This window comes from Pseudomonas sp. MCal1, from assembly GCF_026341415.1.
Lineage (GTDB): Bacteria > Pseudomonadota > Gammaproteobacteria > Pseudomonadales > Pseudomonadaceae > Aquipseudomonas.
This window is the reverse complement of record NZ_JAKUMP010000006.1, coordinates 107189-120936: the sequence shown is the minus strand read 5'-3', so window position 1 is coordinate 120936 and position 13748 is coordinate 107189. Positions and strand designations below refer to the sequence as shown.

General features: G+C 62.2%; 12 protein-coding genes. All 12 read right to left on the bottom strand.

Features of this window, described 5'->3' with window-relative positions:
* Positions 1–4: 4 nt before the first annotated feature.
* Genes MKZ87_RS12005 through mraZ form a run of 12 tightly spaced genes read right to left on the bottom strand, consistent with a single transcriptional unit; the run spans position 5 to position 13388 of the window.
* Positions 5–979, bottom strand: coding sequence for a D-alanine--D-alanine ligase (locus tag MKZ87_RS12005; RefSeq protein ID WP_007956758.1), 975 nt, complete (start codon positions 977–979; stop codon positions 5–7).
* Entirely contained in the window at positions 976–2436 is a 1461-nt protein-coding gene (gene murC / locus MKZ87_RS12000; RefSeq protein ID WP_085700834.1) for a UDP-N-acetylmuramate--L-alanine ligase, read from the bottom strand. The genes MKZ87_RS12005 and murC overlap by 4 nt, the downstream gene beginning before the upstream one ends.
* A complete protein-coding gene (gene murG / locus MKZ87_RS11995) occupies positions 2429–3499 on the bottom strand; it encodes an undecaprenyldiphospho-muramoylpentapeptide beta-N-acetylglucosaminyltransferase (RefSeq protein ID WP_085701782.1) in 1071 nt (356 codons plus the stop codon). Before murG ends, murC begins: the two co-directional genes overlap by 8 nt.
* Positions 3489–4706: a putative lipid II flippase FtsW gene (gene ftsW, locus MKZ87_RS11990; RefSeq protein ID WP_085700836.1), complete on the bottom strand. Its 1218-nt coding sequence runs from the start codon at positions 4704–4706 to the stop codon at positions 3489–3491. Before ftsW ends, murG begins: the two co-directional genes overlap by 11 nt.
* Positions 4703–6049, bottom strand: a complete 1347-nt coding sequence (gene murD / locus MKZ87_RS11985) for a UDP-N-acetylmuramoyl-L-alanine--D-glutamate ligase (protein ID WP_266200966.1) — start codon at positions 6047–6049, stop codon at positions 4703–4705. The genes ftsW and murD overlap by 4 nt, the downstream gene beginning before the upstream one ends.
* A 5-nt stretch (positions 6050–6054) precedes the next feature.
* Positions 6055–7137: a phospho-N-acetylmuramoyl-pentapeptide-transferase gene (gene mraY, locus MKZ87_RS11980; RefSeq protein WP_085700838.1), complete on the bottom strand. Its 1083-nt coding sequence runs from the start codon at positions 7135–7137 to the stop codon at positions 6055–6057.
* Positions 7137–8504 carry a UDP-N-acetylmuramoyl-tripeptide--D-alanyl-D-alanine ligase gene (locus MKZ87_RS11975; protein ID WP_266200965.1) on the bottom strand — a complete coding sequence of 456 codons (1368 nt, stop codon included), beginning with the start codon at positions 8502–8504 and terminating at the stop codon, positions 7137–7139. The genes mraY and MKZ87_RS11975 overlap by 1 nt, the downstream gene beginning before the upstream one ends.
* Positions 8497–9960, bottom strand: a complete 1464-nt coding sequence (locus MKZ87_RS11970) for a UDP-N-acetylmuramoyl-L-alanyl-D-glutamate--2,6-diaminopimelate ligase (RefSeq protein WP_085701785.1) — start codon at positions 9958–9960, stop codon at positions 8497–8499. The genes MKZ87_RS11975 and MKZ87_RS11970 overlap by 8 nt, the downstream gene beginning before the upstream one ends.
* On the bottom strand, positions 9960–11699 hold the full coding sequence (locus MKZ87_RS11965; protein WP_170929795.1) for a peptidoglycan D,D-transpeptidase FtsI family protein: 1740 nt from the start codon (positions 11697–11699) through the stop codon (positions 9960–9962). Before MKZ87_RS11965 ends, MKZ87_RS11970 begins: the two co-directional genes overlap by 1 nt.
* A complete protein-coding gene (ftsL, locus tag MKZ87_RS11960) occupies positions 11699–11992 on the bottom strand; it encodes a cell division protein FtsL (protein WP_085700842.1) in 294 nt (97 codons plus the stop codon). The genes MKZ87_RS11965 and ftsL overlap by 1 nt, the downstream gene beginning before the upstream one ends.
* Complete coding sequence (gene rsmH, locus MKZ87_RS11955; RefSeq protein WP_085700843.1) at positions 11989–12936, bottom strand: 16S rRNA (cytosine(1402)-N(4))-methyltransferase RsmH; 948 nt, start codon at positions 12934–12936, stop codon at positions 11989–11991. Before rsmH ends, ftsL begins: the two co-directional genes overlap by 4 nt.
* Complete coding sequence (mraZ, locus tag MKZ87_RS11950) at positions 12933–13388, bottom strand: division/cell wall cluster transcriptional repressor MraZ (RefSeq protein ID WP_003205355.1); 456 nt, start codon at positions 13386–13388, stop codon at positions 12933–12935. Before mraZ ends, rsmH begins: the two co-directional genes overlap by 4 nt.
* Between the last annotated feature and the right edge of the window lie 360 nt (positions 13389–13748).

Genomic DNA, 13748 nt, shown 5'->3' with positions numbered 1-13748 from the left:
GGTCTTAACCTCGCGCCTCTTTCTTGCCATCGGCATCGACACTGGCGGCCAGAATGGCCAGGACCAGTTGCTGGAAATCCAGACCGGCCGCTTTCGCCGCCATCGGTACCAGACTGTGATCGGTCATGCCGGGAGCGGTGTTGACTTCCAGAAACCAGAATTTGCCGTCGGCGTCCTGCATCACGTCCGCCCGGCCCCAACCGGCGATACCCAGCGCCTCGCAGGCTTGCGCCGTGAGGTCCATGAGTTCCTTTTCCTTGGCGGCATCGAGCCCGCACGGAATCCGATACTGGGTATCGTTGGCGATGTACTTGGCGTCGTAGTCGTAGAACGTGTGTGGCGTGCCCAGCGCGATAGGCGGCAACACCTGGTCACGCAGGGTGGCGATGGTGAACTCGGGACCGTGGATCCATTGCTCGACCAACACTTGCGAATCGTAGGTACTGGCCGCTTTCCATGCGTCGATCAACTCGGACGCAGAACTCACTTTGGCCATCCCGATACTTGAACCTTCATGCGCCGGTTTGACGATCAAAGGGAAGCCCAGTTCCGTCGCTGCCGAAATACAATCGGCCTCGCTGCGCAGCACGGCGTGACGCGGCGTCGGAATCCCGAGCGTGTGCCAGACCTGCTTGGTGCGCAGTTTGTCCATCGCCAGCGCCGAAGCCAGGATGCCGCTGCCGGTGTATGGAATGCCGGCCACTTCAAGCAGGCCTTGCATGCTGCCGTCTTCACCGCCACGACCGTGGAGGATGATGAACGCGCGGTCGATTTTTTCGCTCAGCAAGCGCTGCAGAATGTCTGCGCCGACGTCGATCCCGAACGCGTCCACACCGGCGCTTTGCAGCGCAGTGAGCACAGCGTTGCCGGACTTCAGCGAGACTTCACGCTCGGCACTCAAGCCACCGAACAGCACGGCAACGCGGCCGAAGTCTTTCGGGGCAATGGTGGAGAACAGATTGGCGTAGGCAGCAGTCATTTCAACTTCCCCTCGACCGGCGCCGCCACGGCACCGGCGAACAACTCGCTTTTCAACAGTTTCGGTGCGAGGCCGCCGATGTCACCGGCGCCCTGGCACAGCAGAATGTCGCCGGCACGCAGCAGCGGCTTGACCAGCGGCGCCAGATCGACACCGCGCTCGATGTAGATCGGGTCCAGCTGACCGCGCTGACGGATGCTGTTGCACAGCTTGCGGCTGTCGGCCCCCGGGATCGGCTCTTCGCCGGCCGGATAGACTTCCATCAGCAGCAGCACGTTGGCGTCGGCCAGTACATTGACGAAATCGTCGTACAGGTCACGGGTGCGGCTGTAGCGGTGCGGCTGATAGACCATCACCAGCCGGCGCTCAGGCCAGCCACCGCGCACGGCTTTGATGACTGCTGCGACTTCGGTCGGGTGGTGACCGTAGTCGTCGACCAGCATCACCTTGCCGCCGTCCACCGGCAGTTCGCCGTAGACCTGGAAACGCCGGCCAACACCCTGGAACCCGGACAGGCCCTGGACGATGGCTTCATCGCTGACGCCTTCGTCGGTGGCGATGCAGATGGTTGCCAGTGCGTTGAGTACGTTGTGGTTGCCCGGCATGTTCACGGACACATCCAGCGGCTCACGCTCGGGGCGCAGTACGGTGAAGAAGGTCTGCATGCCCTGCTGGCGAACATTGATCGCGCGCACGTCGGCTTCTTCGCTGAAACCGTAGGTGACGACCGGACGTTTGACCTGCGGCAGGATTTCACGCACCACCGGATCGTCCAGGCACACCACTGCCAGACCGTAGAACGGCAGGTTGTGCAAAAACTCGACGAAGGTTTTCTTCAGCTTGTTGAAGTCACCGTCGTAGGTCGCCATGTGGTCGGCGTCGATGTTGGTGACCACGGCCACCAGCGGTTGCAAGTGCAGGAAGCTTGCGTCGCTCTCATCGGCTTCGGCGATCAGGTAACGGCTGGTGCCGAGCTGGGCATTGGTGCCCGCGGCGTTCAGACGGCCGCCGATGACGAACGTCGGATCCAGGCCACCGGCCGCGAACACCGAAGCGATCAGGCTGGTGGTGGTGGTCTTGCCGTGAGTACCGGCGACGGCGATGCCGTGGCGGTAGCGCATCAGTTCGGCGAGCATTTCGGCACGCGGAACCACCGGGATGCGGCGTTCCAGAGCGGTCGCCACTTCCGGGTTGGACGTGTTGACGGCGCTCGACACCACCAGCACATCGGCGGCAGCGGCGTTCTCGGCACGATGGCCGATAAAGATCTGCGCACCGAAGGATTCCAGGCGCTCGGTCACCGGCGAAGCTTTAAGGTCCGAACCGGATACTTCATAGCCCAGGTTCAGCAGCACTTCGGCGATGCCGCACATGCCCACGCCGCCGATCCCGACGAAGTGGATGCGACGGATGCGGCGCATTTCCGGTTGTGGCATGGCTTTCTGATTCTCAACCATGGGCCACCTCCAGACAGGTATCCACCACGCTGCGGGTGGCTTCGGGTTTTGCCAGACGGCGGGCCGCTTGGGCCATTTGTTCGAGTCGTTGCGGTTGCATCAAGACCTCTGTCAGGCGCGCGGCAAGGTCCGCGGCGCCAGTCGTTCTTTGCGGCATCAGGAAGGCAGCGCCTTCGCGGGCCAAATAATCGGCGTTGCGGGTCTGGTGATCGTCGATCGCGTGGGGCAAAGGCACCAGCATCGAGGGCAGACCGGCGGCGGCCAGTTCGCTGATGGTCAATGCGCCGGCGCGGCACACCACCAGGTCAGCCCAGCCATAGGCCTGGGCCATGTCTTTGATGAACGGCTGCACCTGCGCATCCACGCCGGCGGCGCGGTAGCGCTCTGCAGTCACTTCATCGTGGTTTCTGCCCGCCTGATGGAACACTTCCGGACGCAAGTCGGCAGCGACTTGTGCCAGGGCTTCAGGCAGCAACTTGTTCAACGGCTCTGCACCCAGGCTTCCGCCCAGGATCAGCAAACGCGCCTTGCGTCCGGCCAGGGCCGGGCGCGGTGTTTCGAGGAACAGCTCGCTGCGCACCGGGTTACCGGTGGTACGGCGGCTGTCCGACAGGGTAAAGGTGTCGGGGAAGGCTTCACACACCCGGGCGGCGAACGGCACCAGCAACCGATTGGCGGTCCCGGCCACGGCGTTCTGCTCATGAACGATCACCGGCACGCCGGCCAGTTTGGCGGCGATACCGCCGGGGCCGGTCACATAGCCGCCGAATCCGACCACGCACACCGGACGCAACCGGCGAATGATCGCCCGCGCCTGCCATACCGATTTCAGCAACATGAACGGTGCCTTGAGCAACGACAGCTTGCCCTTGCCGCGCAGGCCGGTGGCGTTGATGCGGTGCAATTCAAGACCCGCCGCCGGCACCAGATCGTTTTCGATTCCGCGCGGCGTGCCGAGCCAGTGCACGGTGTAGCCGCGCGCCTGGAATTCACGGGCACAGGCCAGCGCCGGGAATACGTGGCCACCGGTGCCGCCAGCCATGATCAAAACGTTAGCGCCCATGGTTCGGCTCCTCGGCGAAGTCGCTCTCATGGAACTCCATCTCTTCACTGCCCAGGTGGGTCCGGCTCTCCCATTCGATCCTCAGCAACAAGCCAAGGCAGGCGCAGCAGATCACCAGGGAACTGCCGCCATAGCTGAGGAACGGCAAGGTCAGGCCCTTGGTCGGCAGCAGGCCGACGTTCACGCCGATGTTGATCAGGAACTGGCCGATCCACAGGAAGGACAACCCATAGGCAACGTAAGCGGCAAAGAACTGTTTGGCTTTCTCGGCCCACAGACCGATGTACATGCCGCGAATACACACGAACACGAACAGCGCCACGGTGCACAGAGAACCCACGGCGCCGAGCTCTTCGGCCAGAACCGAGAACACGAAGTCGGTGTGTGCTTCCGGCAGGTAGAACTGCTTCTGCACGCTGTTGCCCAGGCCTACGCCCAGCCATTCACCGCGACCGAACGCGATCAAGGCTTGCGACAACTGATAACCGGCACCGAACTGGTCGGCCCACGGGTCGGCGAAGTTGGTCAGACGCGCCATCCGGTACGGTTGCATCTGAATCAGCAACACCACCGCCGCCACGGCCAGCACCACCATCAGCGAGAACCGGAACAGCCCGACCCCGCCGAGGAACAGCATCGCCGCCGCGGCGCCCATCATCACGACGGTGGCACCGAAGTCCGGCTCCATCAGCAACAGGCCGGCCATCGGCAGCAGCACGATGAACGGCTTGAAGAAGCCCATCCAGCTCTCGCGCACTTCTTTCTGGCGACGCACCAGATAACCGGCGAGGTAGATCACCACGAACACCTTGGCGATCTCGGACGGCTGGACGTTGAAGAAGCTGAAACCGATCCAGCGCATCGAACCGTTCACCTCACGACCGATCCCCGGGATGATCACCATCACCAGCAGACCGAACGCACCGATCAGCATCATCCAGCCCAGGCGCTGCCAGGTGGCGATCGGGATCATCATCGTGACGACGCAGGCCCCCAGGCCCAGCACCACGTAAATCAGGTGACGAATCATGTAGTACAGCGGGCTGCCCGACTGTACGGCGGCCACTTCGGTGGAAGCCGAGGCGATCATGATCAGGCCCAGGCCGAGCAACGCCAGGCAACCGGCGAGCATCGGGAAGTCGAGGTCGATCCCACGTCCGGTAATGAGTGGCGACGGGTATGGCTTGATGATGTTTCTCAAGCTCATGCCAGATCCTCCACGGCGCGGACGAACTGGTGACCACGGTCTTCGTAGTTCTTGAACATGTCGAAACTGGCGCAGGCCGGCGACAGCAGCACCACGTCACCCGGTTGGGCGGCGGCGCGGCATTTCTCGACGGCGTCGATCAATGTGGTGGCGCGGATCAACGGCACGGCATCGCCAATGGCTTCGCCGATCTTGTCGGAGTCGCGCCCCATCAGGATCACGGCACGGCAATGGGCCGCCACCGGATCGCGCAGGTCCTTGAAGTCGGCACCCTTGCCGTCGCCACCGGCGATCAGCACGACCTTGCCGGTGATGTCCGCACCCAGACCCTCGATGGCAGCCAGTGCGGCGCCCACGTTGGTGGCCTTGGAATCGTTGTAGTAACCGACGCCGTCCAGATCACGCACCCACTGGCAACGGTGTTCGAGACCGGCGAAGGTGCGCAGCGCTGCCAGCATGGCGTCGAACGGCAGCCCGACCGCGTGGCCGAGCGCCAGCGCCGCCAAGGCGTTGGACTGGTTGTGGGCACCGCGAATCTTCAATTCGCGCACCGGCATCAGGTTCTGGAATTCGAAGGCCAGGTATTTCTCGCCATTCTCTTCGCGCAGACCGAATGCCTTGAAATCGGGTTTGGTCAGGCCGAAGGTCCAGCAAGGCTGGCCCTCGCCCATCAGCGGCCGGGTCAGGGCGTCCTGACGGTTGACCACGAACTGCTTCGCACCACGGAAAATCCGGTGCTTGGCCAGGTGATAGGCCGGCAGACCGCTGTAGCGGTCCATGTGGTCTTCGCTGATGTTGAGCACGGTCGCCACTTCGGCGTTGAGCTGGTCGGTGGTTTCCAGCTGGAAACTCGACAGCTCCATCACGTACAGCTCGACGTCATCGCTGAGCAGATCCAGCGCCGGCGTACCGAGGTTGCCGCCCACAGCGACGCGTTTGCCGGCCGCAGCCGCCATCTCGCCGACCAGAGTGGTGACGGTGCTTTTGGCGTTGGAGCCGCTGATGGCCACGATCGGCGCCTTCGCGTTACGCGCGAACAGCTCGATGTCGCCGGACAGCTTCACGCCACGGGCCGCAGCGGCTTGCAGGGCCGGGGTCGCCAGCGCCAGGCCGGGGCTCACGTAGAGCTCGTCGGCACGGCACAGGAACTCGACGTCCAGCTCGCCACAACGCACTTCCACGTGCGGATAGTCACGCTGGAGCGTGGCCAGTTCCGGTGGATTTTCCCGCGTGTCGGCCACGGCAAACGCCACGCCCCGGTTCGCCAGGAAGCGAACCAGGGACATGCCGCTCTTGCCGAGGCCGACAACGATGCGGAAGTGGTCAGAAGCGATCAGAGACACTCGTTCTACCTCAGCTTCAGGGTGGCAAGGCCGATCAGCACGAGAATCACGGTGATGATCCAGAAACGGACGATCACGCGCGGCTCGGGCCAGCCCTTGAGTTCAAAGTGGTGGTGAATCGGTGCCATGCGGAACACACGGCGACCGGTCAGCTTAAAGGACGCAACCTGAATGACGACTGACAGGGTTTCCATCACAAACACGCCGCCCATGATGAACAGGACGATTTCCTGACGGACGATCACCGCGATGGTGCCCAGGGCCGCGCCCAGCGCCAGTGCGCCGACGTCGCCCATGAAGACTTGCGCCGGGTAGGTGTTGAACCACAGAAAGCCCAGGCCGGCACCGATCAGCGCGCCGCAGAACACGATCAGCTCGCCTGCGCCCGGTACGTAAGGGATCAGCAGGTACTCAGCGAATTTCACGTTACCCGACAGGTAGCAGAAGATGCCCAGGCCGCCGCCGACCATTACTGTCGGCATGATCGCCAGACCGTCGAGGCCGTCGGTGAGGTTGACCGCGTTGCTCGAACCGACGATCACGAAGTACGTGAGCACGATGAAGCCTGCGCCCAGCGGAATGCTGTAGTCCTTGAGCATCGGCAGGATCAGGGTGGTTTCCACCGGCGTGGAGGCGGTCATATAAAGGAAGATCGCCGCGCCGAGGCCGAACACTGACTGCCAGAAATATTTCCAGCGACTCGGCAGACCACGGGAGTTCTTCTCGATCACCTTGCGATAGTCGTCGACCCAGCCGATGGCGCCGAACAGCAGGGTCACCAGCAACACGACCCACACGTAGCGGTTGCTCAGGTCGGCCCACAACAGGGTGCTGACACCGATCGAAGACAGAATCAGCGCGCCGCCCATGGTCGGCGTACCGGATTTGGACAGGTGCGATTGCGGGCCGTCGTTACGAACGGCCTGACCAATCTGACGGTTCTGCAGGGTGCGGATCATCCACGGGCCGTAGCACAGCGACAAGACCAGCGCGGTCAGCACACCGAGAATCCCGCGCAGGGTCAGGTACTGGAAGACCGCGAAGCCTTTGTAGAACTGTTGCAGATACTCCGCTAGCAGCAGCAGCATTAATGTTTCTCCAGACTGGACCCGCACAGGGCCGCAACAATGTTTTCCATCGCCGCGCTGCGCGAACCCTTGATCAAAATGGTGGTGTTTGTGTCCTGCTCGGCGTCGAGGGCCTGGATCAGTTCGGCCTGTGTGCCGAAGTGATGCGCCTGTTCGCCGAATGCGTTGACGGCGTGGATCATGTTCGGCCCGACGGCATAAAGCGCGGAAACCTTGCCCCGGGCGTACTCGCCCACGTCGCGGTGCCCCTGCTCCGCCCAGTCGCCCAACTCGCCGATATCCCCGAGCACCAGGACGGTGCGGCCGGAAAAGCCGGCGAGTATATCAACGGCCGCGCACATGGAGGTGGGGTTCGCGTTGTAAGTGTCGTCAATCACGCGCATGCCGTTTTTCGCCAGCTGCGCGACGGTGCGACCCTTGACCGGTTGTACCGCGCCAAGCCCCGTGGCGATGCCGAACAGCGACACGCCCAAGGCGTGCGCGGCAGCGGCGGCAGCCATGGCGTTGGCGACGTTATGGGTGCCGAGCAGGTTCAGTTGAACCCGTTCCACACCTTCAGGAGTGTGCAGGTTGAACGCCGGGCAGCCACGGGCATCGGTGGCCAGGTCGCTGGCGTAAAAATCCGCCTGAGTGTTGCTCAGAGCAAACGTCAGTACCTTGCGACCGGCAGCGCGGGTCTTCCAGATGCCAAACGCCTTGTCATCGAGGTTCAGCACCGCGACGCCATCGGCTGCCAGTCCTTCGATGATTTCGCCCTTGGCTTCAACGATTTTCTCCGGCCCGCCAAACTCGCCGACATGGGCGGTTCCGGCGTTGTTGAGTATCGCCACGTGTGGCTTGGTCAGCCCTACGGTGTAAGCGATTTCACCCAGACGCGAAGCACCCAGTTCGATCACCGCCGCGCTGTGCTCCGGGGCGAGTTCGAGCAGGGTCAGCGGTACGCCGAGGTCGTTGTTCAGGTTGCCACGGGTCGCGTGTACCGAACCGCGCGTACGCAGGATGCTCGCGAGCATTTCCTTGACTGTGGTCTTGCCACTGGAACCGGTAACGGCGGCGACCGGTTTGGTGAACGCGGCACGGTTTAGCGCACCCAATTGGCCGAGCGCCTGGCGGGTGTCCTTGACCAGCAACTGCGGCAGCGTGCTGTCGGCGACTTCGCGCTCGACCAATGCAGCAACGGCGCCTTTGGCAGCCACTTCATTCAAATAGTCATGACCGTCGAAACGCGGGCCGGTCAGGGCGATAAACAGTTGGCCGGCCTTGATCGCGCGGCTGTCGATGCTCACGCCGTCAAAACTGGCGTCGGCACTGATCAGACGGGCATCGAGCGCGTTGGTCAACTCGCTGAGTTTCAGGGCCTTAAGCATGGGCCACCTCCCACGCGGTCAAGGCGTGATCGGCCTCGACCAGATCCGAGAATGCATGGCGTTCGCCGTTGATTTCCTGATAGTCCTCGTGACCTTTGCCGGCCAGAACGATCACGTCATCCGCCGAAGCACCGGCGATCAGTTGCGCGATGGCCTGACCGCGACCGGCCACGAACGTCACCTTGTCCACAGCCGTGAAACCGGCGCGGATGTCATCAAAAATGACGGCTGGATCTTCGGTACGCGGATTGTCATCGGTCACCAGCACGCGGTCGGCCAGACGCTCGACCACTTCGGCCATCAGCGGACGCTTACCGCGATCGCGATCACCGCCGCAGCCGAACAGGCACAACAATTGGCCTTTGACGTGCGGACGCAATGCGGTCAGAACTTTTTCCAGGGCATCCGGCGTGTGGGCGTAATCGACCACCACCAGCGGCTGGGTACCGCCGCCGAGACGCTGCATGCGTCCGGCCGGACCTTCGAGTTTCGGCAACACCTTGAGGATTTCGTCGAGCGCGTAGTCGAGACCGAGCAAGGCGCCGACGGCGGCCAGTACATTGCTCAGGTTGAAACGACCGAGCAGCGTGCTGCGCAGATGATGCTCGCCCTGTGGCGTCACCAGCGTGGCGCGCACGCCATGGTCGTCGAACTGCGCTTCACGCACATAGAGATAGGCACTGCTGTCGAGCAGGCTGTAAGTGATCAACCGCGACTCGCGTTTTTCAGCGGCCAGTTGCCGGCCGAAATCGTCGTCAAGGTTGACCACGCGGCACTTCAGGTCATTCCAGGCGAACAGCCGGGCCTTGGCCTCGGCGTACGCTTCCATGGTGCCGTGGTAATCCAGGTGATCGCGGGACAGGTTGGTCATCACCGCGACGTCGAACGCCAGCGCGGTAACCCGGCCCTGATCCAGACCGTGGGACGAGACTTCCATGGCCACGGCTTTGGCGCCGGCCTTTTTCAGGTCGCCCAGAGTCGCTTGCATGGCAATCGGGTTCGGCGTGGTGTGCAGGCCGCTTTGCAGCGAGCCGTGGAAACCGGAGCCCAAGGTGCCGACGATGCCGCAATGCTGACCGAGCAGGTCCAGCGCCTGCGCCACCAACTGAGTCACGCTGGTCTTGCCGTTGGTGCCAGTGACGCCAATCAGATTCAGATGATGACTTGGCTCACCATAAAAACGCCCGGCGATGTCCGACAGCTGCGCAGCCAGGCCTTTGACCGGAATCAGCGGCACTTCGGTGATCGGCAGCACGGTGGCGCCTTCCACTTCATAAGCCACGGCAGCCGCGCCGCGCTGCAAGGCGTCGGCGATGTGCGCACGACCGTCGAACTTGCCGCCCGGCACCGCGAGGAACAGGTCACCCGCGCGCACGTTGCGACTGTCGAGCGCCAGTTCACGGATCAACAGATCGTGGCCGGCGTGGGGGAAAATCTTGTTCAGACTCAGAGACATCAGCCGCGCCCTCCATTGGCTTTCAGCGGAACGGCCGGGGTGGCGTTGGCCTGTTGTGTCGTCGGCAGGTTGTCCGGGGTGACGTTCATCAGGCGCAGGGTGCCCGACATCACGCGACTGAACACCGGCGCCGAGACCAGACCACCGAAGTAACCGGCCTTGGTCGGTTCATCGATCACCACGACAATTGCATAACGTGGATCGCTCATCGGGCCGAAGCCGGCGAACAGCGAGCGGTAAGAGTTTTCGGCGTAGCCCTTGGTGCCGACCGATGTCTTGCGCGCGGTACCGGACTTGCCGCCCACGTGATAGGCCGGCACCTGCGCACGGAACACCCCGCGCGGGGCTTCGATCACTTGTTGCAGCATGCCTTGCATGGTTTTGGCGACGGCTTCCGGCAGCACCTGGGTGGTCTGCGGCGCCTTGTCGGTTTTGATCAGGGTCAGCGGTGCGAGACGACCGTTGTTGGCCAACGCCGAGAACGCATGCACCAGTTGAATCGCGGTCACCGAAATACCGTAGCCGTACGACAGCGTTGCAGTCTCGGCCTTGCGCCACTCGCGGTAGTTCGGCAGGTTGCCGACACGCTCGCCCGGGAAGCCGAGGCCGGTGTCCTGGCCGAGGCCGACTTTCTGTGCGAGGCGGAAAATGGTTTCGCCGCCGATATCGAACGCGACCTTGCTCATGCCGACGTTACTGGAATTGATCAGAATACCGGTCAGGTCGAGTACCGGACCTTCGGTTTTCGATACGTCCTTGATCGTGTATTTACCGATCTGCAGGGAGCCCGGATACACCTCGACGGTGTCGCTCGGTTTCCAGCGGCCGGTTTCGATCGCGGCGCTCATCGAGATCGCTTTCATGGTCGAACCGGGTTCGAACACGTCGATCATTGCGCGGTTACGCATCATCGCCGGTTGCAGGTTGCGACGGTTGTTCGGGTTGTAGGTCGGCTGGTTGACCATGGCGAGGATCTCGCCGGTCTTCACGTCCATGATCACCAGACTGCCGGCCTTGGCGCCGTTCTCGATGATCGCGTTGCGCAGCTCGCGGTTGGCCAGATATTGCAGACGCAGGTCAATCGACAACGCCAAGGGCTTGCCGGCCTTGGCGTTTTTGGTGACCTGGACATCCTTGATCAGCCGTCCGCGCCGATCCTTGATGACTTGCCGCTTGCCGGGCACGCCGGCCAGCCATTCATCGTAGGCCAGCTCGACGCCTTCACGACCGTGGTCATCGATGTCGGTGAACCCGACCATGTGCGCCGTCACTTCACCGGCCGGGTAGAACCGGCGGAATTCTTCGATGCCGTAGACGCCCGGCACTTTCAGGTCGAGCACGGCCTGGCCCTGCTCAGGGGTCAACCCGCGCACCAGATAAATGAATTCTTTGTTGGCCTGTGCTTCAAGACGTTCGGCCAGTGCTTTAGGATCCTGCCCCAGCGCCGCAGCGAGTGCCGGCCACTTCTCTTTGGCCAGCTGCATTTCCTTGGCGTTGGCCCACAGGGTGGTCACCGGCGTACTGACGGCCAGCGGCTCGCCGTTACGGTCGGTGATCAGGCCACGGTGCGCCGGAATCGGGATATGACGAACGCTGCGCGCATCGCCCTGGCCCTTGAGGAAGTCGCGGTCGACCACTTGCAGGTCGATGATGCGCCAGCAGATCGCCGCCACCATCATACCCAGCAGACCGACCACCAGACGGAAGCGCCACGGGAAGAGTGCCCCTTCGAGCTTCATCATGGCGCCACCATCTTCACGTCAGCTGCGCCGGGGATGTGCATCTTCAGTTGTTCGGTAGCCAGCACTTCGATCCGGCTATGGGCGGTCCAGGTGCTTTGCTCCAGAATCAGGCGCCCCCACTCGGCCTGCGCCTTGTCGCGCACGCTCAGCTCGTTGTAAAGGGTGTTGAGCAATTGCCGGTTCCAGTGGGCGCTGTAAGACACGCCGATGGCCGACACCAGCACGCCGATGAACAACAGCAGCATCAAAAAGCTGCCGCCGGGCAATGGCTTGGCGAAAAGCTTGCTCACCGCAATTTCTCCGCGACGCGCATGACGGCGCTACGGGAACGTGGGTTGGCTTTGAGTTCGGCATCGGAGGCCGTCTGCGCTTTGCCATGGACTTTGATTTTCGGTTCGAACGCAACGTGGCGAACCGGCAGGTTGCGCGGCAAGTTGTCGGCTTCGCCTTTCACCAGCTTGCGCATGAACAGTTTGACGATACGGTCTTCCAGCGAGTGGAAGCTGATTACGACCAGACGACCGCCCACTTCCAGGCATTCGAGCGCGGCTTCGAGGCCCGCTTCCAGATCGCCCAGTTCGTTGTTGACGTGAATGCGCAGGCCCTGGAAAGCGCGGGTTGCCGGGTTCTTGCCCTTTTCCCACGCCGGGTTGGCGACTTTCAGGACTTCAGCCAGATCGGCGGTGCGCTCGAACGGCGTGATGTCACGACGCTCGGCCACGGCACGGGCCATGCGACCGGAGAAACGTTCTTCGCCGTATTCCTTGAAGACACGGGCGATTTCTTCCACCGGCGCGGTATTGACGAACTCGGCGGCGCTGATGCCACGGGACGGATCCATGCGCATGTCCAGCGGGCCGTCGTTGAGGAAACTGAAGCCGCGCTCGGCATCATCGAGCTGAGGCGAAGACACGCCCAGATCCAACAGAATGCCGCTGACCTTGCCTGTAAGCCCCTGTTCGGCAACCACCGAGCCGAGCTCGGCAAAGCTGCGTTGCACAACGACAAAGCGGCCGTCTTCGGCCGCTAGCGTTTGCCCGGTGGCAATCGCTTGAGGATCCTTGTCGAATCCGATGAGCCGACCATCCGGCCCGAGCTTGCTCAGGATCAACCGGCTGTGCCCGCCGCGTCCGAACGTGCCGTCCAGATAGCAGCCATCAGGACGTACGGCGAGAGCCTCGACGGCTTCGTCAAGCAGTACGGTGATGTGGTTGAAGCCGCTATCAATAGTCACAGGATCAGATCACGCAGTTCGTCAGGCATGGCGCCCGGTTGTTGTATGGCAGCCAGGTCAGCGGCAGAAACCGCGTTCCAGGCATCTTCGTCCCACAGTTGGAACTTGTTCAGTTGGCCCACCAGCATTGCGCGCTTGTCGAGCTTCGCGTATTCGCGCAGACGCGGCGGCACCAGGAAACGACCACTGCCGTCGAGCTCGAGGTCAACGGCATTACCAATCAATAAACGTTGCAGACGACGGTTCTCTTCGCGAAGAGAAGGAAGTGCGCGCAACTTGGTTTCAATAATTTCCCACTCATCGAGCGGGTAGACACACAAACACGGATCAACGGCATCAATGGTCACGATCAACTGGCCGGAGCTGCGCGAAACGAGCTCGTCACGGTACCGGCTCGGCATGGCGAGACGGCCCTTTGCGTCGAGACTGATAGCGTTAGCTCCGCGAAACACGTCAGCGTTTCTCCAATTTTTATCGTTTTGAGCTCAAAAAACCCACTTCATGCCACTTTCCGCCACTTGCGCACACTATAGGAATGCGCCCACCACACCGTCAAGGCGCGGATTAAAGGAAAACCCTTACAGAACGGAGATTTAGGAGCATAAAAGGAGGAGCAACGAGAATCTGGCGGATGCTTTTATCCAATAACTTGAAGCAGCACTGAAAGCTGCGCTCGAAAGTTAAAGTAATTTGTTAAGAGTAAGATTTTTTCGGTATTACAAAAGCGCTTCTGCTGTTGATTGAAGCAAGGTGGGAAATGGCTATTACTGCGTTTGCCGCTGCCGGATTTCCAGCGCAGGCCTGCTGATAAT

Coding starts and splice junctions, on each gene's coding strand:
- MKZ87_RS12005 (WP_007956758.1), bottom strand. CDS start 979: ATGACTGCTGCCTACGCCAATCTGTTCTCCACCATTGCCCCGAAAGAC.
- MKZ87_RS11965 (WP_170929795.1), bottom strand. CDS start 11,699: ATGAAGCTCGAAGGGGCACTCTTCCCGTGGCGCTTCCGTCTGGTGGTC.
- murC (WP_085700834.1), bottom strand. CDS start 2,436: ATGGTTGAGAATCAGAAAGCCATGCCACAACCGGAAATGCGCCGCATC.
- ftsW (WP_085700836.1), bottom strand. CDS start 4,706: ATGAGCTTGAGAAACATCATCAAGCCATACCCGTCGCCACTCATTACC.
- MKZ87_RS11970 (WP_085701785.1), bottom strand. CDS start 9,960: ATGTCTCTGAGTCTGAACAAGATTTTCCCCCACGCCGGCCACGATCTG.
- murG (WP_085701782.1), bottom strand. CDS start 3,499: ATGGGCGCTAACGTTTTGATCATGGCTGGCGGCACCGGTGGCCACGTA.
- MKZ87_RS11975 (WP_266200965.1), bottom strand. CDS start 8,504: ATGCTTAAGGCCCTGAAACTCAGCGAGTTGACCAACGCGCTCGATGCC.
- mraY (WP_085700838.1), bottom strand. CDS start 7,137: ATGCTGCTGCTGCTAGCGGAGTATCTGCAACAGTTCTACAAAGGCTTC.